Origin of the sequence: Enterobacter cloacae complex sp. P43RS (assembly GCF_014930585.1) — a bacterium.
Taxonomy (GTDB): Bacteria; Pseudomonadota; Gammaproteobacteria; order Enterobacterales; family Enterobacteriaceae; genus Enterobacter; species Enterobacter bugandensis.
The window spans coordinates 153,883-173,208 of record NZ_JADBRJ010000002.1 but is presented as its reverse complement, the minus strand read 5'-3'; the positions used below and the strand labels follow the sequence as shown (position 1 = coordinate 173,208).

Below are 19,326 nucleotides of genomic sequence, written 5' to 3'. Positions count from 1 at the left end.
CTTAAATGCCCGAAATTTCGCGTGTTAAGCATTTTTTGGTATTTGCTTTTTCACCGCGTTATTCCATTGAGTAACTACTCATTCCAATTCGTAATTTCATTCGATCTAAGCCGCCCCCTATAGTCCCTCTATTCCTCGTTGTTAGTGAGTTGTTGCCTGTGGACTATCTGCCCCTTTTTGCCGCCTTAAAAGACCGACCGGTACTGGTTGTCGGCACGGGAGAAATTGCCGATCGCAAAATCGCGTTTTTGCAGCGCGCAGGGGCACAGGTGCGGGTTGTTGAAGAGGCGGATTTCGACGAGTCACAGATCGACAGCGTGGTGCTGGTGATTGCGGCGACTGAAAATCGGGAACTTAACCGGCGGGTCTCCGACGCGGCCCAGGCCCGTTACCGTCTGGTGAACGTGGTGGACGACCAGCCTTTATGCTCGTTTATCTTCCCGTCGATCGTTGATCGCTCGCCGCTGCTGGTGGCGATCTCCTCCGGCGGCACCGCGCCAGTGCTGGCGCGCGTGCTGCGGGAAAAGATCGAAGCGCTGCTGCCGACCAGCCTCGGGCGCATGGCGGAGAAAGCCAGCTACTGGCGCAACCATTTAAAAAACCGCCTGACCAGCGTGACGGAACGCCGTCGCTTCTGGGAGCGCGTATTTCGCGGCCGCTTTGCCAGCCTGATGCAGGCGGGCAATGAGACGGCGGCGCAGAAAATTCTCGAAGACGAACTGGATAACCCCGGCAGTACGGGCGGGGAAATTATTCTGGTGGGAGCCGGGCCGGGCGATGCCGGTTTGCTGACGCTGCGCGGCCTGCAGGTTCTGCAGGATGCGGACGTAGTGTTCTACGACCACCTGGTCACCGATGGCGTGCGCGAGCTGATCCGTCGCGATGCGGAGCAAATCTGCGTCGGCAAACGGGCGGGGGAACACTCCGTGCCGCAGCACGATACCAACCAGATGCTGATTGCCGCCGCGAAAGCGGGCAAAACCGTGGTGCGCCTGAAAGGGGGCGACCCGTTCATTTTCGGTCGCGGCGGTGAAGAACTGCAGGCGGCAGCCGAGGCGGGCGTACCGTTCCAGGTGGTGCCCGGCATCACGGCGGCGTCAGCCGTCACGGCCTACGCCGGCATTCCGCTGACCCATCGCGATTACGCCCAGAGCGTCACCTTTGTGACCGGGCACTACAAGGCCGACAGCACGCCGTTCGACTGGTCGCACCTCGCCCAGAGCCGACAAACGCTGGCGATATACATGGGCACGATGAAGGCGGCGGACATCAGCGAACAGCTTATTCAGCACGGTCGCGAGGCGACGACGCCCGTTGCCGTCATTTCTCGCGGTACGCGCGTCGATCAGCATGTCGCTATCGGCACATTACAAGACCTTGCAACCCTGGCGAAAGACGCCCCGATGCCTGCCCTGATCGTGGTGGGAGAGGTGGTGCAGCTGCACAGCACCCTCGCCTGGTTCCAACACACAACCGATACAGAAGGCTTTGGTTCTTCTGTTGTAAATTTGGCTTAAGGAACGGTTATGGACCAAAAACGACTTACTCACCTGCGGCAGCTCGAAGCGGAAAGTATCCATATTATCCGCGAAGTGGCCGCCGAGTTCTCTAACCCGGTGATGATGTACTCCATCGGTAAAGATTCCAGCGTCATGCTGCACCTGGCGCGTAAAGCGTTTTATCCGGGCACGCTGCCGTTCCCGCTGCTGCACGTGGATACCGGCTGGAAATTCCGCGAAATGTACGAATTCCGCGACCGTACCGCCAAAGCCTACGGCTGCGAGCTGCTGGTGCACAAAAATCCGGAAGGGGTGGCGATGGGCATTAACCCGTTCGTCCACGGCAGCGCCAAGCATACCGACATCATGAAAACCGAAGGGCTGAAGCAGGCGCTGAACAAGTACGGTTTTGACGCGGCCTTCGGCGGCGCGCGGCGTGACGAAGAAAAATCCCGCGCCAAAGAGCGTATCTACTCCTTCCGCGACCGCTTCCATCGCTGGGATCCGAAAAACCAGCGCCCGGAGCTGTGGCATAACTACAACGGCCAGATCAACAAGGGCGAAAGCATTCGTGTCTTCCCGCTCTCTAACTGGACCGAGCTGGATATCTGGCAGTACATCTATCTGGAAAACATCGAGATTGTTCCGCTGTACCTGGCCGCCGAGCGCCCGGTGCTGGAGCGCGACGGCATGCTGATGATGATTGACGACGATCGTATCGACCTGCAGCCGGGTGAAGTGATCAAAAAACAGATGGTCCGTTTCCGTACCCTCGGCTGCTGGCCGCTGACCGGCGCGGTGGAATCGAACGCGCAGACGCTGCCGGAGATCATCGAAGAGATGCTGGTGTCCACCACCAGCGAGCGACAGGGGCGCGTGATTGACCGCGACCAGGCAGGCTCCATGGAGCTGAAGAAACGTCAGGGTTATTTCTAAGGAGCCGCCATGAACACCACTATTGCTCAACAAATTGCCAACGAAGGCGGCGTGGAAGCGTATCTGCACGCCCAACAACATAAAAGCCTGCTGCGCTTTCTGACCTGCGGCAGCGTGGATGACGGGAAAAGTACCCTGATTGGCCGCCTGCTGCACGACACGCGCCAGATTTATGAAGATCAGCTCTCTTCCCTGCATAACGACAGCAAGCGTCACGGCACCCAGGGCGAAAAACTTGACCTGGCGCTGCTGGTGGACGGCCTGCAGGCGGAGCGCGAGCAGGGCATCACTATTGACGTGGCCTATCGCTATTTCTCCACCGAGAAGCGCAAGTTTATTATCGCCGACACCCCGGGGCACGAGCAGTACACCCGCAATATGGCGACCGGCGCATCCACCTGCGATCTGGCGATCCTGCTGATGGACGCCCGTAAAGGCGTGCTGGATCAAACCCGTCGCCACAGCTTTATCTCCACTTTGCTGGGGATCAAGCACCTGGTGGTGGCGGTCAACAAGATGGATCTGGTGAACTTCAGCGAAGAAAAATTCGAGGAGATCCGCCAGAGCTACCTGACCTTTGCCGAACAGCTGCCGGGCAACCTGGATATTCGCTTTGTGCCGCTCTCGGCGCTGGAAGGGGATAACGTCGCCTCCCAGAGCGCGAACATGCTGTGGTACAGCGGCCCGACGCTGCTGGAAGTGCTGGAGACCGTTGAGATCCAGCGCGTGGTCGACACTCAGCCAATGCGCTTCCCGGTGCAGTACGTGAACCGTCCAAACCTCGATTTCCGCGGCTTCTCCGGCACTATTGCTTCCGGTTCCGTGAAGGTGGGGCAGCGCGTGAAGGTGCTGCCATCCGGCGTGGAGTCAGCAATTGCGCGCATCGTGACGTTCGACGGCGACCTGCAGGAAGCCGGGGCAGGGGAAGCGGTCACGCTGGTGCTGAAAGACGAAATTGATATCAGCCGCGGTGACCTGCTGGTCGACGCGCAGGAGACGCTGGCGGCGGTGCAGGGCGCTTCCGTGGACGTGGTGTGGATGGCCGAACAGCCGCTGACCGCAGGCCAGAGCTACGACATCAAAATTGCGGGCAAGAAAACCCGCGCCCGCGTGGACGGCATTCAGTTCCAGGTGGACATCAACAACCTGACCCACCGTGACGTGAGCGAGCTGCCGCTGAACGGTATCGGCCTGGTGGATCTGACCTTCGACGAGCCGCTGGTGCTGGATCCGTATCAGCAGAACCCGGTGACGGGCGGGCTGATCTTTATTGACCGCCTGACCAACGTTACCGTCGGCGCGGGCATGGTGCGCGAGCCTAACGCGCAGGCGAGCGTGACCTCTGAGTTCAGCGCCTTCGAGCTGGAGCTGAACGCGCTGGTGCGTAAGCACTTCCCGCACTGGGGCGCACGCGATCTGTTGGGAGGCAAGTAATGGCCGCCCATGATGAGAACGTCGTCTGGCATCCTCATCCGGTCACCGTCGCCCAGCGCGAACAGCTCCACGGCCACCGTGGGGTGGTGCTGTGGTTTACCGGGCTGTCTGGCTCCGGTAAATCCACGGTGGCGGGCGCGCTGGAAGAGGCGCTGCATCAGCAGGGAGTAAGTACCTACCTGCTGGATGGCGACAACGTGCGTCACGGCCTGTGCAGCGATTTGGGGTTCAGCGACGACGACCGCAAAGAGAACATTCGCCGGGTAGGTGAAGTCGCCAGCCTGATGGCAGACGCCGGGCTGGTGGTGCTGACGGCGTTTATCTCGCCGCACCGCGCAGAGCGCCAGATGGTGCGCGAGCGCGTGGGTCAGGATCGCTTTATCGAAGTGTTTGTCGATACGCCGCTGGAGATCTGCGAAGCGCGCGATCCGAAAGGGCTGTACAAAAAAGCGCGTGCCGGCGAGCTGCGAAACTTCACCGGAATTGACTCGGTTTACGAAGCGCCTGAATCGCCTGAGATTCACCTGGAAGGTCAACAATTGGTAACAAATTTAGTAAGCCAATTATTAGACCTGCTCAGACGGGACGATATTATCAGATCCTGAGGCGGTATCGTTCGGGAGCTGTCTTCCCGAACGATGAGTCACGGTCACAGGATTAGCTATGCGCAACAGTGAAAACTACATTATCACCACCGGGTCGGAACCGTTAACCACCGACAATGAGACGACCTGGTCCTTCCCTGGGGCGATAGTCGGCTTTGCGTCGTGGTTACTGGCGCTGGGTATCCCGTTTTTGATCTATGGTGGTAACACCCTTTTCTTCTTTCTCTACACCTGGCCCTTCTTCCTGGCGCTGATGCCCGTTGCGGTCGTTGTCGGGGTTGCGCTGCACTCCCTTTTCAACGGCAAGCTCCTGTACAGTACGGTTATCACGATTGCCACCGTTGTCGTCATCTTTGGCCTGCTGTTTTTATGGCTGATGGGCTAACTTGCGACATAATTAAAACCCCGCAGTAGAGTCGAACGGAAAGTTATGGGATGATGATGCCGTTTTTTCAGGGGGCAGGATGGGTAAACTAACGCTGCTGTTGCTGGCTTTGCTGGTCTGGCTGCAATATTCGTTGTGGTTCGGTAAGAACGGGCTGCACGACTACAGCCGGGTGAGCGATGACGTCGCGGCTCAGCAGGCAACAAATGCCAAACTTAAGGCGCGTAACGATCAACTCTTTGCTGAAATTGATGACCTCAATGGCGGCCAGGAGGCGATTGAGGAGCGCGCACGCAATGAACTCAGTATGACTAAGCCGGGCGAAACCTTTTATCGTCTGGTTCCGGATGCGTCTAAACGCAATCAGGGCTCAGCACAAAACAATCGATAATCAGGCCCAGGATTACGACATGGCAGCAACTTTTTCGGACGTATGTGCCGTGGTGCCGGCCGCAGGTTTTGGCCGGCGCATGCAGACAGAATGTCCCAAGCAGTACCTCTCAATTGGCGATAAAACGATCCTTGAGCACGCCGTGGCGGCGCTGCTGGCGCACCCGCGGGTGACGCACGTGGTCATCGCCATCAGTCCCGGCGATGCCCGCTTTGCGCAACTGCCGCTGGCAAACCACCCACAGATTACCGTAGTTGATGGCGGCGCCGAGCGCGCCGATTCCGTGCTGGCGGGCATTCAGGCTGCCGGAAGCGCCCAGTGGGTGCTGGTCCATGACGCGGCACGTCCGTGCCTGCATCAGGACGACCTGGCACGCCTGCTGGCGCTGAGCGAAACCAGTAAAGTGGGCGGCATTCTGGCCGCGCCGGTGCGCGACACCATGAAGCGTGCCGAGCCGGGCAAGCGTGCTATCGCCCACACTGTTGAGCGCGTCGACTTATGGCACGCGCTGACGCCGCAATTTTTCCCCCGCGAACTGCTCCACGACTGCTTAACGCGTGCCCTTAATGAAGGCGCGACCATCACGGACGAAGCCTCCGCGCTGGAGTATTGCGGTTTTCACCCCACGCTTGTTGAAGGGCGCGCTGATAATATAAAAGTGACGCGCCCGGAAGATTTACAGCTCGCGGAATTTTATCTTACCCGTTCGACCCATCAGGAGAAGGCATAATGCGAATTGGACACGGTTTTGATGTACACGCCTTTGGCGGAGAAGGCCCAATTATCATTGGCGGCGTACGTATTCCTTACGAAAAAGGGCTGCTGGCGCATTCTGATGGCGACGTGGCGCTGCATGCGCTGACCGACGCGCTGCTCGGCGCTGCCGCGCTGGGTGATATCGGCAAGCTGTTCCCGGACACCGACCCGGCCTTTAAAGGGGCGGACAGCCGCGAACTGCTGCGCGAAGCGTGGCGCCGTATTCAGGCGAAAGGTTACTCCCTCGGCAACGTCGACGTGACGATTATTGCCCAGGCCCCGAAAATGCTGCCGCACATTCCGCAGATGCGCGTATTTATCGCTGAAGATCTGGGCTGCCATATGGACGACGTCAACGTCAAAGCCACCACCACGGAGAAGCTGGGCTTTACCGGTCGTGGCGAAGGGATTGCCTGTGAAGCCGTGGCGCTGCTGGTGAAGGCGGCAAAATGACGGACTTCGATAACCTGACATACCTGCACGGCAAGCCGCAGGGGAACGGGGTGCTGAAAGCCAGCCCCGAAGATTTCCTCGTGGTTGAGGATCTGGGCTTTGAGCCCGATGGCGAAGGCGAACATATCCTGGTGCGTATTCTGAAAAACGGCTGCAACACCCGCTTTGTGGCCGACGCGCTGGCAAAATTCCTCAAAATTCACGCCCGGGAAGTGAGCTTTGCCGGGCAGAAAGATAAACATGCCGTCACCGAGCAGTGGCTCTGCGCCCGCGTGCCCGGCAATGCGATGCCTGATTTAAGCAAATTTGAGCTTGAAGGCTGTAAGGTGCTGGAGTATGCCCGCCACAAGCGCAAGCTGCGCCTGGGGGCGTTGAAAGGCAACGCGTTTACGCTGGTGCTGCGCGAAGTGACCGATCGAGAAGACGTTGAAAAACGTCTCAACGCCATTAATGAACGCGGCGTTCCGAACTACTTTGGCGCGCAGCGCTTTGGCATTGGTGGCAGCAACCTGCAGGGCGCGCTGCGCTGGGCGCAAAGCGATGCGCCGGTGCGCGACAGGAATAAACGCAGTTTTTGGTTGTCGGCGGCCCGCAGCGCGTTGTTTAATCAGATTGTGAGCGAAAGGCTGAAAAAACCGGACGCGAATCAAGTTGTTGTTGGCGATGCGCTACAATTAGCGGGACGCGGAAGCTGGTTTGTGGCAACGGCCGAAGAAATGGCCGATGTGCAGTCGCGCGTGGACGCCAAAGCGCTGATGATTACCGCAGCTTTGCCGGGCTCAGGCGACTGGGGCACCCAGGGCGACGCGTTGAGCGCTGAGCAGTCCGCCGTGGCGGATGCGCCGGAATTACAATCCTTGCTGGTGCGGGAAAAAGTCGAAGCAGCGCGCCGCGCGATGCTGCTCTATCCGCAGCAGTTAAGCTGGAACTGGTGGGATGACGTGACCGTCGAGTTACGCTTCTGGCTGCCGGCAGGTAGCTTTGCCACCAGTGTTGTCAGGGAACTAATCAACACCTCGGGTGATTATGCGAATATTGCTGAGTAACGATGACGGGATCCACGCGCCGGGCATTCAGACCCTGGCGAAGCACCTCCGTGAATTTGCGGATGTGCAGGTTGTGGCCCCCGATCGTAACCGCAGTGGAGCGTCTAACTCACTGACGCTGGAGTCGTCGCTTCGCACCTTTACCTTTGAAAATGGCGATATTGCCGTGCAGATGGGCACGCCGACGGACTGCGTGTTTCTGGGCGTGAACGCGCTGATGCGCCCGCGTCCGGATATCGTCGTCTCCGGCATTAACGCCGGGCCGAACCTCGGCGATGACGTGATTTACTCCGGAACGGTAGCGGCGGCAATGGAAGGGCGCCATCTGGGGTTCCCGGCGCTGGCGGTCTCGTTAAACGGGCACACGCACTACGATACCGCCGCCGCGGTGACCTGCTCGATCCTGCGGGCGCTCGGCCGCGAGCCGCTGCGTACCGGGCGCATTCTCAACATCAACGTGCCGGATCTTCCTCTCAATGAAATTAAGGGTATTCGCGTTACGCGCTGCGGAAGCCGGCATCCGGCCGATCAGGTGATCCCGCAGCAGGATCCTCGCGGCAACACGCTTTACTGGATCGGGCCTCCTGGCGATAAGTGCGATGCGGGTCCGGACACCGACTTTGCCGCCGTGGATGAAGGCTATGTCTCGGTCACTCCGCTGCACGTAGATTTAACCGCGTATAGCGCGCATGATGTGGTGTCGGGCTGGCTGGATCGCGCAGGAGTGAACGCGCAATGGTAAGCAAACGTGTACAAACTCTTCTGGAACAACTTCGCGCACAGGGGATCCGCGACGAGCACGTGCTTGAAGCGCTCGCTCAGGTCCCGCGTGAGAAATTTGTAGACGAGGCGTTTGAACACAAAGCGTGGGAAAACGTAGCGCTGCCCATCGGGCAAGGCCAGACGATTTCGCAGCCTTATATGGTGGCGCGGATGACGGAGCTGCTGGAGCTCACGCCCGACTCACGCGTGCTGGAGATTGGCACCGGGTCGGGGTATCAGACCGCCATCCTGGCGCATCTGGTACACCATGTCTGTTCCGTAGAGCGGATCAAAGGTTTGCAATGGCAGGCGCGTCGTCGCCTGAAACAACTTGATTTACATAATGTTTCGACACGACACGGTGATGGATGGCAGGGTTGGCAGGCTCGCGCCCCGTTTGACGCTATCATCGTGACGGCGGCTCCGCCTGAAATTCCCGCTGCGCTCTTGTCGCAGCTGGATGAGGGGGGCATTCTTGTTCTGCCCGTCGGGGACGAGCAGCAGCTATTGAAGCGCGTTCGTCGGCGCGGCGGCGAGTATATTATCGACACCGTGGAAGCCGTGCGCTTTGTGCCTCTGGTAAAGGGGGAGTTGGCCTGAGACTCGGATTTATCCAGGGTTATTAAGGCAAATTCAGCGTATGGTGTGGCGCGAAAGATTCGTGTCATCACGGTAAATTTTAAGTCACTGGTAGTTAACACATTCCTGGGGGATAAATGAGCGCGGGAAGCCCTAAATTCACCATCAGCCGTGTTGCGGCATTATCACTGGTTTCGCTCTGGCTGGCAGGCTGTACAAGTTCCAACAACGCGCCTGCGCCCGTCAGTTCCGTCGGGGGAAACAGCGGCTCCGGTAACACGTCCAGCGGAATGTTAATCACGCCTCCGCCTAAAATGGGTACTGCTGCGCCGCAGCAAACACCACAAATTCAGCCTGTGCAACATCCTGTTACACAGCCAACGCAGATTCAGCCAGTTGAACAGCCTGTTCAGACCCAAAATGGCCGCATAGTCTATAACCGTCAGTATGGGAACATTCCGAAAGGCAGCTATACCGGCGGCAGCACCTATACCGTGAAGCGCGGCGATACGCTGTTCTACATTGCCTGGATCACCGGGAACGATTTCCGTGACCTCGCGCAGCGCAATAACGTCCAGGCCCCGTATGCTCTGGAAGTTGGCCAAACGCTCCAGGTGGGCAACGCAACGGGTACGCCACTGACGCCTGGCAATACGGTTTCAGCGGCCGATGTGACGGCTCAAAATAACAGCGTTAAGCCTGCACAAAAATCCACCACGGTGGTTGCTTCACAACCTGTAATTACGTATTCTGAGGATTCAGGTGATCAGACTGCTAACAAAATGTTGCCGAATAATAAAGGGACTGCGACTGTTGTCACAGCACCGACCACGGCACCTGTGGTTAGCTCTACTGAACCGACTGCAAGCAGTCAGAATGCCAGTTCGTCCATCACCGCATGGCGCTGGCCAACCGACGGCAAGATTATCGAGAACTTCGCAACCTCTGAGGGTGGGAACAAAGGGATCGATATCGCAGGCAGTAAAGGACAGGCTATCATCGCGACCGCAGACGGACGCGTTGTGTATGCCGGTAACGCGCTGCGCGGTTACGGTAATCTGATTATCATCAAACATAACGATGATTACCTGAGTGCCTACGCCCATAACGACACAATGCTGGTCCGGGAACAACAAGAAGTTAAGGCGGGGCAAAAAATCGCTACCATGGGTAGCACCGGAACCAGTTCTACACGCTTGCATTTTGAAATTCGTTACAAGGGGAAATCCGTAAACCCGCTGCAGTACTTGCCGCAGCGATAAATTGACGGGGCATGCCAGCCAGGGTGTCTCGTTCAGGGATCACGGGTAGGAGCCACCTTATGAGTCAGAATACGCTGAAAGTTCATGATTTAAATGAAGACGCGGAATTTGATGAGAACGGAGCAGAGGCTTTTGACGAAAAAGCCTTAGTAGAAGAGGAACCCAGTGATAACGATTTGGCTGAAGAAGAGCTGTTATCGCAGGGCGCCACACAGCGTGTACTGGACGCGACTCAGCTTTACCTTGGGGAGATTGGTTACTCCCCACTGCTAACGGCCGAAGAAGAAGTCTATTTCGCACGTCGTGCTTTGCGTGGTGATGTTGCCTCGCGTCGTCGCATGATCGAAAGTAACCTGCGACTGGTCGTGAAAATTGCCCGCCGTTACGGCAATCGTGGTCTGGCTCTGCTGGATCTGATTGAAGAGGGCAACTTAGGTCTCATCCGCGCAGTTGAGAAGTTTGACCCGGAACGCGGGTTCCGTTTCTCAACCTACGCGACCTGGTGGATTCGTCAGACCATCGAACGGGCTATTATGAACCAGACCCGTACGATCCGACTGCCGATCCACATCGTCAAAGAGTTGAACGTCTATCTGCGTACCGCGCGCGAGTTGTCCCATAAACTGGACCACGAGCCAAGCGCAGAAGAAATTGCCGAACAACTCGACAAACCGGTTGATGACGTAAGCCGTATGCTGCGTCTCAACGAGCGCATTACCTCGGTTGACACCCCGCTGGGTGGCGACTCCGAAAAAGCGCTGCTGGACATCCTGGCCGATGAAAAAGACAACGGCCCGGAAGACACCACGCAGGACGATGACATGAAGCAGAGCATCGTCAAATGGCTGTTCGAACTGAACGCCAAACAGCGTGAAGTGCTGGCACGTCGTTTCGGTTTACTGGGGTATGAAGCTGCGACACTGGAAGACGTCGGCCGCGAAATTGGCCTGACCCGTGAACGTGTTCGTCAGATTCAGGTAGAAGGTCTGCGCCGCCTGCGTGAAATCCTGCAGGGGCAAGGTCTGAATATCGAAGCGCTTTTCCGCGAATAAGCATCCTTTCGTCAAAAAAGGCCCGTCGTGAGACGGGCCTTTTTCTTTTGTGCTACGGCTGGGCCGTTTCGTGCAGCAGACGCCATGTAATCCCGCCGCCTTCCTGATTAAGCACCGCGGTTGACCAGCGCACGTTGACGGGCAGGTCCGGCCGGGTTTGCGTCTCCCGGTAGTGCAGTACCGCGCCACGATCCCAGCGCTCGATCGTGGATAATTCGTCAATGACGATCTTCAGTCCGGGGCGGCTTCCTCGCTGACTGTGCAGAAAGTCCACAAGGCCGTGATAGTCGATATGAACGCCACCCGGTGGGATCATCAGAAAATCTGGCCGGAAACGGGCGAGCAGGGCGTCGGAGTCGCCTTCGCCTTTGCCTAACCAGTTTTCAAGCGCAATGTGGAGGTCGATAATGTCGTGTTCAAAAGGCGTCATGAATTCTCCTGTCGCAGCTGGGCGAGCACCTGCGTATTGTTAAGTCGGAAAACGTACAGTACAGGCAATAGGGTCATGCCTGCGGCAAAAAGAAACATTCCGTGCCAGGCGGCGAGCGGCGCCAGATAACTCTGCGCCAGACTCAGCACCTCTGCCAGCAGCAGGGCACCGGCAAAAAAACTCAACTGACGATTGAGATTCCACAGCGCGCTGGCATCCGGCATCTCTTCCCGGCGCGTTGTCAGAAAAGCGCTGCTCTGAGCGGTACTGCTGCACAGGCTTCCCCCCGCGCCCATCAGGGTAAACGCAACGACAGGAAGCAGCGTAGCCGAACTGACGTTAAGCAAAAGCAGAATGCCCGTCGCCTGCAGCAGGCAGCCGATAACAATCAGCGGCTGTGGGCCGATACGGTTAAAATAGCGTCCCGTCGCCGTGATGGCGATAAACGATGCCACGGACCACGGCAGCATGAGCATACCCGTTGCGGCTGGGCTCATGTTTGCCTCGTGCTGAAGATAAAACATGCCCGTGACGTTCACCCCGATAAATACGCCTGGAACGCATACATAGACAAGCATGGCAAAACGCAAAAGCGGGTCCGCGAGCAACCGCAGGTTGAGCAGTCTGGCCGCTTTCATCGCGGGTATTTCATGTTTAAGCCACAGGCAGGCCAACACAAAGGTCACGATGGCCACCGGAAGCGTCGCGAAAAATATCCACCGCCAGCTTAGCATCTGCACCAGCAGGCCCCCGATAGCGGGGGAGCAGGCGGGAGCAAGCAGCGCGACCAGCATGACCGCCGAGGAGAGTCTGGCTCGCTCGTGAGGCTGAAACAGTTGCCAGGTCAGCGCCTGTCCGACGGGGATCAGTAAGCCACCGCCCACGCCCTGCAGCACGCGCCAGGCGATCAGACTTTCCAGCGTTGCAGACAAGCCTGCCGCAGCAGAAGCCGCGCTGAACAGAAAAAGCGAGATCAGGATGACCCGTTTTGGTCCGAAGCGGCGCGTGAGCATGCTGCTGAACGGGATCGCCAGCGTCAGGCCGGCAATGTACCCGTTACTGACCCAGGCAAGCGCTGAAGGCGTGGCGTTAAGAGCTTGCGCCATCGCCGGAAAAGCGACGCTGGCAATAAACATGTTGATCAAATCAAGAAAAAAGCCCAGCAGATAGACAGCGGCGACTTTGCTGCGATATGTCATGGTGGATCCTCCCGTGAGGTGGCGTATCGTATCGACCCCGGAAGCACGGATAAACCTGACAAAGCGCGATATACTGTCAAAAAAATTTTGACGGTAAAAGGCGTAATGATGATTAACCTACAGCGGACGCAGATGTTTGTTGCGGTGGCCGATACCGGCAGCTTTACTGCCGCAGCCGATGCGCTGGGTCTGACAAAAGCCGTGGTCAGCTTCAATATTCGCCAGCTCGAAGCCGAGCTGGGGGTGACGCTGCTGCTGCGCTCCACCCGCCGCCTGACGTTAACCGAGGCGGGAGCGCTTTTTCATCAGCGCAGCGTGGCGCTTCTGAAGGACGCAGAACGGCTGCAGGATGACGTTCGCGCGAATCATGCAGGACTCACGGGTGAATTGCGGATCACCACCACCCCTGAGTATGGTTCGCGGGTCGTGGTACCGTTGCTGGCAAGGTTTAGCCAGCTGCACCCGGAGCTTCGCGTGCGTCATGTTTCGTCTTCACTCCATGCCGACCTGATCTCAGAGCGCTTTGACGTGGCTATTCGGTTGGGAACGCTTACCGACTCGCGCTACCACGCCGCATTGATTTCACATTTTTCCATCCTGCCCGTCGCGACGCCGGAATGGCGGACGAATCATCCGGTTGAATCGCTTGCGCAGCTGGCGCAAGCCGACTGGATTATTCACGAGCGCTTAGCGTCGCCGCTGCGCTGGCAGGTGAAAGATGCCAGCGGTGCGCCTGAAATGCTTGAGATAAAAAAAGCGCCGCGCCTGTTTGCCGACAGCGCGCAGGCGCTTATGGCCTTTGCGCTTGCGGGAAGTGGCGTGGCGTTACTGCCGGAATGGCTGGTGCGCGATGCGCTTGATGCGGGAAAACTGGTCCCGGTTTTACCGGAATATACCTTCGCGCGGCAGGGCATCCACGCGGTTTATCCGGATGCCCGGCACGTGCCTGCGAAAGTGCGCACCTTTATTGATTTTATGCGCGCCAGCGTGAATTAATCGTGCATCATCTTTTTGATGAGCGCAGAGAACTGCTCCCGTTCGGCCTTATTAAGACGCCCTAAAAACGCCTCATCCACCTCGTTGCCGACCGGCTGGCAGTCTGCAAGCAGGGCTTCGCCTTCCGGCGTCAGGAAGACAAACCGGCGGCGCTTGTCTGCGGGATCGTGCTCGCGTTTGACCAGCCCGCGCGCCTCCATTCGGCTGAGCATCTCCGCAAGAGTCGCCTTCGTGCTGACCGCCACTTCGGTCAATGCCACCTGCTCAATGCCCGGGTGCTCGGCAATGGAGCGCATAACCGCATACTGCGGCTTGGTCAGTTCCGGCAGGGAATGTTGCCACTTAGCGGTATGCTGTTGAAAAAGCTGACGTAACAGGTGGAACGCCTCTTGTCTAAGTTCCATGAACACTCCGACAGAAAAAATCACCCCCTATGATAGCCGCTAAAGCCCGGGATGATAACGCGGGATTTTTTAGTAATTAATGTGATCGTGTGCGAACGATCTTGTCAGTAGAGCGATCCGGGAGTAGTTTATCTATAAAAGTTCGTACACGAACAAATTGATTGAGGTGATGAATGAGATTGATCGTGGGAATGACAGGAGCAACGGGGGCTCCGCTGGGCGTGGCGCTGCTGCTGGCGCTGAGGGAAATGCCGGAGGTAGAGACCCATCTGGTCATGTCGAAGTGGGCAAAAACAACCATTGAGCTGGAAACGCCTTACAGCGTGCAGGACGTTGCTGCGCTGGCTGACGTTGTTCACAGCCCGGCTGACCAGGCCGCCACCATCTCCTCCGGCTCGTTTCGCACCGACGGCATGATCGTCATTCCCTGCAGCATGAAAACGCTGGCGGGGATCCGCGCGGGCTACGCCGAAGGGCTGGTGGGCCGTGCGGCAGATGTGGTGCTGAAAGAGGGGCGCAAGCTGGTGCTCGTTCCCCGCGAAACGCCGCTCAGCACCATTCATCTGGAGAACATGCTGGCGCTTTCCCGCATGGGCGTGGCGATGGTGCCGCCCATGCCTGCGTATTACAACCACCCGCAAACCGCCGATGATATCACCCAGCATATCGTCACCCGTGTGCTCGACCAGTTTGGTCTGGAGCACAAAAAGGCGCGCCGATGGAACGGGTTGCGGGAGGCGAAACATTTTTCACAGGAGAACAAAGATGGCATTTGATGATTTGAGAAGCTTCCTGCAGGCGCTCGATGAGCAAGGGCAACTGCTGAAAATTGAGGAAGAGGTGAATGCGGAGCCGGATCTGGCGGCGGCAGCCAACGCCACAGGCCGTATTGGCGACGGCGCGCCCGCGCTGTGGTTCGACAATATTCGTGGCTTTACCGATGCCCGCGTGGTGATGAACACCATCGGCTCGTGGCAAAACCACGCCATATCGATGGGGCTGCCAGCGAATACCCCGGTAAAAAAACAGATCGACGAGTTTATTCGCCGCTGGGATAAATTCCCCGTTGCGCCGGAGCGCCGCGCTAACCCGGCCTGGGCGCAAAATACGGTCGACGGTGAAGACATTAACCTGTTCGATATCCTGCCGCTGTTTCGCCTGAACGACGGTGACGGCGGTTTTTATCTCGATAAAGCGTGCGTTGTCTCGCGCGATCCGCTCGACCCGGACCATTTCGGCAAGCAGAACGTCGGGATCTACCGCATGGAGGTCAAGGGCAAGCGCAAGCTCGGCCTGCAGCCGGTACCGATGCACGATATCGCCCTCCATCTGCACAAAGCGGAAGAGCGCGGGCAAGATCTGCCGATCGCGATTACTCTCGGCAACGACCCGATCATCACCCTGATGGGCGCCACGCCGCTGAAATACGATCAGTCTGAGTATGAAATGGCCGGCGCGCTGCGCGAAAGCCCGTACCCGATTGCCACCGCGCCGCTGACCGGCTTCGACGTGCCGTGGGGGTCTGAAGTGATCCTGGAAGGGGTGATTGAAGGCCGCAAACGTGAAATCGAAGGGCCGTTCGGCGAGTTTACCGGACACTATTCCGGTGGCCGTAATATGACGGTGGTCCGTATCGACAAAGTTTCTTACCGCACCAAACCGATCTTCGAATCCCTTTACCTCGGCATGCCGTGGACCGAGATTGACTATCTGATGGGACCAGCCACCTGCGTGCCGCTTTACCAGCAGCTGAAGGCGGAATTCCCGGAAGTGCAGGCGGTGAACGCGATGTACACCCACGGTCTGCTGGCAATTATCTCCACCAAAAAACGCTACGGTGGTTTTGCCCGCGCGGTCGGTTTACGCGCCATGACCACGCCGCACGGTCTGGGCTACGTGAAGATGGTGATTATGGTGGATGAGGATGTCGATCCGTTCAACCTCCCGCAGGTGATGTGGGCGCTCTCATCGAAGGTCAATCCGGCAGGGGATCTGGTGCAGCTGCCGAACATGTCAGTGCTTGAACTCGACCCTGGCTCCAGCCCGGCGGGCATTACCGACAAACTGATTATTGATGCCACCACGCCTGTTGCACCGGACACCCGTGGCCACTACAGCCAGCCGGTACAGGATCTGCCTGAAACTAAAGCCTGGGCTGAAAAACTGACCGCGATGCTGGCAGCACGCCAATAAGGAGGAAAAGATGATTTGTCCACGTTGTGCCGATGAGCATATTGAAGTGATGGCGACGTCACCGGTGAAAGGGGTCTGGACCGTTTATCAGTGCCAGCATTGTCTTTATACCTGGCGCGATACCGAACCGCTGCGTCGTACCAGCCGCGAGCATTACCCGGAAGCGTTCCGCATGACGCAGAAGGATATTGATGAAGCACCGCAGGTGCCGACGATCCCGCCGCTGTTGTAAAAATAAGCCCGGTAGCGCTGCGCTTACCGGGCCTAAGGGTTTTGTAGGTCGGGTAAGGCGAAGCCGCCACCCGACAAAACAGACCGCAGAAAACTAAACCAGACTCTTCAACCGATAAATCCACTCCAGCGCCTGACGTGGCGTCAGTGAATCCGGGTCGAGGTTCTCCAGCGCTTCCACAGCAGGCGACGTTTCTTCAGCTGGCGCCAACAGCGACATCTGGGTGCCATCAATCTGCGTCGCCGCCGCATTCGGCGAGAGGCTTTCCAGCTCACGCAGCTTCTGGCGAGCGCGCTTGATCACCTCTTTTGGTACACCTGCCAGCGCCGCAACGGCCAGGCCATAGCTCTTGCTCGCCGCGCCATCCTGCACCGTGTGCATAAAGGCAATGGTATCGCCGTGCTCCAGCGCATCAAGATGAACGTTAGCCACGCCTTCCATTTTCTCCGGCAGCTGCGTCAGCTCGAAGTAGTGGGTGGCGAACAGCGTCATGGCCTTGATTTTATTCGCGAGGCTTTCAGCACAGGCCCAGGCCAGAGACAGGCCGTCATAGGTTGAGGTTCCGCGTCCTACCTCATCCATCAGCACCAGGCTGTGCTCCGTCGCGTTATGCAGAATATTAGCCGTTTCGGTCATCTCGACCATGAAGGTTGAGCGACCGCTCGCCAGATCGTCCGCTGCCCCAACGCGGGTGAAGATACGATCGATGGGGCCAATCTCCACTTTTTGCGCCGGGACGTAGCTGCCGATATAGGCGAGCAAAGCAATCAGCGCCGTCTGGCGCATGTAGGTACTCTTACCGCCCATGTTCGGGCCGGTAATGATCAGCATTCTTCTCTGCGGCGACAGGCTCAGCGGGTTGGCGATGAACGGTTCGTTCAGCACCTGCTCAACGACCGGGTGACGGCCTTCCGTAATGCGAATGCCGGGCTTGTCGGTAAAGGTCGGGCAGGTATAGTTCAGCGTTTCAGCCCGTTCTGCCAGGTTCACCAGCACGTCCAGCTCCGCCAGCGCGCTGGCGCTGAGCTGTAGGTCAGCAAGGTGCGGCATCAGCATGTCGAACAGCTCGTCATACAGCTGTTTTTCCAGCGCCAGGGCTTTACCTTTCGAGGTGAGTACTTTGTCCTCGTACTCTTTCAGCTCGGGAATGATGTAACGCTCGGCGTTTTTCAAGGTCTGACGACGTACGTAGTGAATCGGCGCCAGATGGCTTTGCCCGCGGCTGATCTGAATGTAGTAACCGTGTACCGCGTTATACCCCACTTTCAGCGTGTCGAGCCCAAGACGCTCGCGCTCGCGGATTTCCAGCTTATCCAGGTAGTCCGTCGCACCGTCAGCCAGCGCGCGCCATTCGTCCAGCTCCTCGTTGTAGCCTGGAGCAATCACGCCGCCGTCGCGCACCAGAACCGGAGGCGCATCAATAATGGCGCGCTCCAGCAGCTCGCGAAGTTCAGTGAATTCGCCCATCGTTTCGCGGAGTTTCTGTACCGGCGCGCTGTCAACGTCACTCAGCTGAGCACGCAGCTCCGGCAGCTGCTGGAAAGCATGTCGCATCCGCGCAAGGTCGCGTGGTCGCGCGGTGCGCAGAGCCAGACGGGCCAGGATACGCTCCAGATCGCCCACCTGGCGCAGGACCGGCTGCAGCTCGGTATAGCGATCCTGCAACGCAGCAATCGTCTGCTGGCGGCAAACCAGCGTATCGGTATCGCGAATCGGCATATGCAGCCAGCGCTTCAGCATGCGACTGCCCATTGGCGTCACCGTGCTGTCGAGCACCGACGCGAGCGTGTTTTCAACGCCACCTGCCAGGTTCTGGGTGATCTCCAGGTTACGGCGCGTGGCGGCATCCATGATGATGCTGTCCTGCTGGCGCTCCATGGTGATAGAGCGGATATGCGGCAGGGCGGTGCGCTGGGTGTCTTTCACGTACTGCAGCAGGCAACCTGCGGCACACAGCCCGCGTGGAGCATTTTCCACGCCAAAGCCAATCAGATCGCGGGTACCGAACTGCAGGTTCAGCTGCTGGCGCGCGGTATCAATTTCAAATTCCCACAGCGGGCGACGGCGCAATCCGCGACGGCCTTCAATCAGCGCCATTTCGGCGAAGTCTTCGGCGTAGAGCAATTCTGCCGGGTTGGTTCGCTGCAGTTCGGCAGCCATCGTTTCGCGGTCAGCCGGCTCACTCAGGCGAAAACGCCCGGAGCTGATGTCCAGCGTGGCGTAGCCAAACCCTTTGCCGTCCTGCCACAGCGCCGCCAGCAGGTTATCCTGGCGCTCCTGGAGCAGGGCTTCATCACTGATGGTGCCTGGCGTGACGATGCGCACGACTTTGCGCTCAACCGGGCCTTTCGAGGTTGCCGGATCGCCGATTTGTTCGCAGATGGCAACGGACTCACCCTGATTCACCAGCTTGGCCAAGTAGTTTTCAACCGCGTGGTGCGGGATACCGGCCATCGGGATGGGCTCGCCTGCGGATGCGCCACGTTTGGTTAGCGAGATGTCGAGCAACTGCGAGGCACGTTTAGCATCGTCATAAAACAGCTCGTAAAAATCGCCCATGCGGTAAAACAGCAGGATTTCCGGATGCTGTGCCTTCAGCTTCAGGTACTGCTGCATCATCGGCGTATGTGCGTCGAAATTGTCGATTGTGCTCATGGAGTTATGATGTCCATTTCTTTGAAAATAAACCGTTTTGAGCGGCTCAGTGGCCGT

At 58.2% G+C, this 19,326-nt stretch carries 21 protein-coding genes; 17 read left to right on the top strand and 4 right to left on the bottom strand.

Annotation, left to right across the window (positions count from 1 at the left end; genetic code table 11):
- The first annotated feature begins 167 nt into the window (after positions 1 to 167).
- The 13 genes from cysG (at position 168) to rpoS (ending at position 11,160) form a co-directional block, all read left to right on the top strand.
- Complete coding sequence (gene cysG / locus IM294_RS04680) at positions 168 to 1,517, top strand: siroheme synthase CysG (protein ID WP_162269371.1); 1,350 nt, start codon at positions 168 to 170, stop codon at positions 1,515 to 1,517.
- 9 nt (positions 1,518 to 1,526) lie between these two features.
- Complete coding sequence (gene cysD, locus IM294_RS04675; protein WP_008499613.1) at positions 1,527 to 2,435, top strand: sulfate adenylyltransferase subunit CysD; 909 nt, start codon at positions 1,527 to 1,529, stop codon at positions 2,433 to 2,435.
- Positions 2,436 to 2,444: 9 nt separating this feature from the next.
- On the top strand, positions 2,445 to 3,869 hold the full coding sequence (gene cysN, locus IM294_RS04670) for a sulfate adenylyltransferase subunit CysN (protein WP_126817270.1): 1,425 nt from the start codon (positions 2,445 to 2,447) through the stop codon (positions 3,867 to 3,869).
- Positions 3,869 to 4,474 (top strand): adenylyl-sulfate kinase, encoded by a 606-nt coding sequence (gene cysC / locus IM294_RS04665; RefSeq protein WP_028014242.1) that lies wholly within the window; start codon positions 3,869 to 3,871, stop codon positions 4,472 to 4,474. The genes cysN and cysC overlap by 1 nt, the downstream gene beginning before the upstream one ends.
- A gap of 58 nt (positions 4,475 to 4,532) precedes the next feature.
- Positions 4,533 to 4,859, top strand: a complete 327-nt coding sequence (locus IM294_RS04660; protein ID WP_028014241.1) for a DUF3561 family protein — start codon at positions 4,533 to 4,535, stop codon at positions 4,857 to 4,859.
- 79 nt (positions 4,860 to 4,938) lie between these two features.
- Positions 4,939 to 5,250, top strand: coding sequence for a cell division protein FtsB (ftsB, locus tag IM294_RS04655; protein ID WP_003862095.1), 312 nt, complete (start codon positions 4,939 to 4,941; stop codon positions 5,248 to 5,250).
- Positions 5,251 to 5,269: 19 nt separating this feature from the next.
- Positions 5,270 to 5,980, top strand: coding sequence for a 2-C-methyl-D-erythritol 4-phosphate cytidylyltransferase (gene ispD / locus IM294_RS04650; protein WP_028014240.1), 711 nt, complete (start codon positions 5,270 to 5,272; stop codon positions 5,978 to 5,980).
- On the top strand, positions 5,980 to 6,459 hold the full coding sequence (ispF, locus tag IM294_RS04645) for a 2-C-methyl-D-erythritol 2,4-cyclodiphosphate synthase (RefSeq protein ID WP_126817272.1): 480 nt from the start codon (positions 5,980 to 5,982) through the stop codon (positions 6,457 to 6,459). Before ispD ends, ispF begins: the two co-directional genes overlap by 1 nt.
- Positions 6,456 to 7,505 (top strand): tRNA pseudouridine(13) synthase TruD, encoded by a 1,050-nt coding sequence (gene truD / locus IM294_RS04640; protein WP_048956588.1) that lies wholly within the window; start codon positions 6,456 to 6,458, stop codon positions 7,503 to 7,505. Before ispF ends, truD begins: the two co-directional genes overlap by 4 nt.
- Entirely contained in the window at positions 7,486 to 8,247 is a 762-nt protein-coding gene (surE, locus tag IM294_RS04635) for a 5'/3'-nucleotidase SurE (RefSeq protein WP_028014238.1), read from the top strand. Before truD ends, surE begins: the two co-directional genes overlap by 20 nt.
- Positions 8,241 to 8,867 (top strand): protein-L-isoaspartate(D-aspartate) O-methyltransferase, encoded by a 627-nt coding sequence (locus tag IM294_RS04630; protein ID WP_028014237.1) that lies wholly within the window; start codon positions 8,241 to 8,243, stop codon positions 8,865 to 8,867. The genes surE and IM294_RS04630 overlap by 7 nt, the downstream gene beginning before the upstream one ends.
- 116 nt (positions 8,868 to 8,983) lie before the next feature.
- Complete coding sequence (gene nlpD / locus IM294_RS04625) at positions 8,984 to 10,108, top strand: murein hydrolase activator NlpD (protein WP_041908436.1); 1,125 nt, start codon at positions 8,984 to 8,986, stop codon at positions 10,106 to 10,108.
- Positions 10,109 to 10,167: 59 nt separating this feature from the next.
- Entirely contained in the window at positions 10,168 to 11,160 is a 993-nt protein-coding gene (rpoS, locus tag IM294_RS04620; RefSeq protein ID WP_013098493.1) for an RNA polymerase sigma factor RpoS, read from the top strand.
- 52 nt (positions 11,161 to 11,212) lie between these two features.
- On the opposite strand, the gene IM294_RS04615 is transcribed toward rpoS, so the two are convergent.
- Positions 11,213 to 11,590: a DUF4440 domain-containing protein gene (locus IM294_RS04615; RefSeq protein WP_048956592.1), complete on the bottom strand. Its 378-nt coding sequence runs from the start codon at positions 11,588 to 11,590 to the stop codon at positions 11,213 to 11,215.
- Entirely contained in the window at positions 11,587 to 12,789 is a 1,203-nt protein-coding gene (locus IM294_RS04610) for an MFS transporter (RefSeq protein ID WP_048956593.1), read from the bottom strand. The genes IM294_RS04615 and IM294_RS04610 overlap by 4 nt, the downstream gene beginning before the upstream one ends.
- A gap of 108 nt (positions 12,790 to 12,897) precedes the next feature.
- Between IM294_RS04610 and IM294_RS04605 the strand changes: the two genes are divergently transcribed.
- Positions 12,898 to 13,785: a LysR family transcriptional regulator gene (locus tag IM294_RS04605; protein WP_126817392.1), complete on the top strand. Its 888-nt coding sequence runs from the start codon at positions 12,898 to 12,900 to the stop codon at positions 13,783 to 13,785.
- Here IM294_RS04605 and IM294_RS04600 read toward each other — a convergent pair.
- Entirely contained in the window at positions 13,782 to 14,189 is a 408-nt protein-coding gene (locus tag IM294_RS04600) for a MarR family winged helix-turn-helix transcriptional regulator (protein ID WP_028014232.1), read from the bottom strand. The genes IM294_RS04605 and IM294_RS04600 overlap by 4 nt on opposite strands.
- Before the next feature lie 173 nt (positions 14,190 to 14,362).
- Here IM294_RS04600 and IM294_RS04595 point away from each other — a divergent pair, with 173 nt between their 5' ends.
- Genes IM294_RS04595 through IM294_RS04585 form a run of 3 tightly spaced genes read left to right on the top strand, consistent with a single transcriptional unit; the run spans position 14,363 to position 16,614 of the window.
- Positions 14,363 to 14,965, top strand: coding sequence for a non-oxidative hydroxyarylic acid decarboxylases subunit B (locus tag IM294_RS04595; RefSeq protein ID WP_028014231.1), 603 nt, complete (start codon positions 14,363 to 14,365; stop codon positions 14,963 to 14,965).
- Positions 14,955 to 16,382 (top strand): non-oxidative hydroxyarylic acid decarboxylases subunit C, encoded by a 1,428-nt coding sequence (locus IM294_RS04590; protein ID WP_126817274.1) that lies wholly within the window; start codon positions 14,955 to 14,957, stop codon positions 16,380 to 16,382. The genes IM294_RS04595 and IM294_RS04590 overlap by 11 nt, the downstream gene beginning before the upstream one ends.
- Positions 16,383 to 16,392: 10 nt before the next feature.
- Positions 16,393 to 16,614, top strand: a complete 222-nt coding sequence (locus IM294_RS04585; RefSeq protein WP_003862116.1) for a non-oxidative hydroxyarylic acid decarboxylases subunit D — start codon at positions 16,393 to 16,395, stop codon at positions 16,612 to 16,614.
- Between the two features lie 93 nt (positions 16,615 to 16,707).
- Here the strand turns inward: IM294_RS04585 and mutS are convergent, their stop codons facing one another.
- Positions 16,708 to 19,269, bottom strand: coding sequence for a DNA mismatch repair protein MutS (gene mutS, locus IM294_RS04580; protein ID WP_045261242.1), 2,562 nt, complete (start codon positions 19,267 to 19,269; stop codon positions 16,708 to 16,710).
- Positions 19,270 to 19,326: the final 57 nt, after the last annotated feature.

Bases quoted from the DNA above. Each gene is read 5' to 3' on its own strand.
- cysD (WP_008499613.1), top strand. From the start codon at position 1,527: ATGGACCAAAAACGACTTACTCACCTGCGGCAGCTCGAAGCGGAAAGT.
- cysN (WP_126817270.1), top strand. From the start codon at position 2,445: ATGAACACCACTATTGCTCAACAAATTGCCAACGAAGGCGGCGTGGAA.
- cysC (WP_028014242.1), top strand. From the start codon at position 3,869: ATGGCCGCCCATGATGAGAACGTCGTCTGGCATCCTCATCCGGTCACC.
- IM294_RS04660 (WP_028014241.1), top strand. From the start codon at position 4,533: ATGCGCAACAGTGAAAACTACATTATCACCACCGGGTCGGAACCGTTA.
- ftsB (WP_003862095.1), top strand. From the start codon at position 4,939: ATGGGTAAACTAACGCTGCTGTTGCTGGCTTTGCTGGTCTGGCTGCAA.
- ispD (WP_028014240.1), top strand. From the start codon at position 5,270: ATGGCAGCAACTTTTTCGGACGTATGTGCCGTGGTGCCGGCCGCAGGT.
- ispF (WP_126817272.1), top strand. From the start codon at position 5,980: ATGCGAATTGGACACGGTTTTGATGTACACGCCTTTGGCGGAGAAGGC.
- truD (WP_048956588.1), top strand. From the start codon at position 6,456: ATGACGGACTTCGATAACCTGACATACCTGCACGGCAAGCCGCAGGGG.
- surE (WP_028014238.1), top strand. From the start codon at position 7,486: ATGCGAATATTGCTGAGTAACGATGACGGGATCCACGCGCCGGGCATT.
- IM294_RS04630 (WP_028014237.1), top strand. From the start codon at position 8,241: ATGGTAAGCAAACGTGTACAAACTCTTCTGGAACAACTTCGCGCACAG.
- nlpD (WP_041908436.1), top strand. From the start codon at position 8,984: ATGAGCGCGGGAAGCCCTAAATTCACCATCAGCCGTGTTGCGGCATTA.
- rpoS (WP_013098493.1), top strand. From the start codon at position 10,168: ATGAGTCAGAATACGCTGAAAGTTCATGATTTAAATGAAGACGCGGAA.
- IM294_RS04615 (WP_048956592.1), bottom strand. From the start codon at position 11,590: ATGACGCCTTTTGAACACGACATTATCGACCTCCACATTGCGCTTGAA.
- IM294_RS04610 (WP_048956593.1), bottom strand. From the start codon at position 12,789: ATGACATATCGCAGCAAAGTCGCCGCTGTCTATCTGCTGGGCTTTTTT.
- IM294_RS04605 (WP_126817392.1), top strand. From the start codon at position 12,898: ATGATTAACCTACAGCGGACGCAGATGTTTGTTGCGGTGGCCGATACC.
- IM294_RS04600 (WP_028014232.1), bottom strand. From the start codon at position 14,189: ATGGAACTTAGACAAGAGGCGTTCCACCTGTTACGTCAGCTTTTTCAA.
- IM294_RS04595 (WP_028014231.1), top strand. From the start codon at position 14,363: ATGAGATTGATCGTGGGAATGACAGGAGCAACGGGGGCTCCGCTGGGC.
- IM294_RS04590 (WP_126817274.1), top strand. From the start codon at position 14,955: ATGGCATTTGATGATTTGAGAAGCTTCCTGCAGGCGCTCGATGAGCAA.
- IM294_RS04585 (WP_003862116.1), top strand. From the start codon at position 16,393: ATGATTTGTCCACGTTGTGCCGATGAGCATATTGAAGTGATGGCGACG.
- mutS (WP_045261242.1), bottom strand. From the start codon at position 19,269: ATGAGCACAATCGACAATTTCGACGCACATACGCCGATGATGCAGCAG.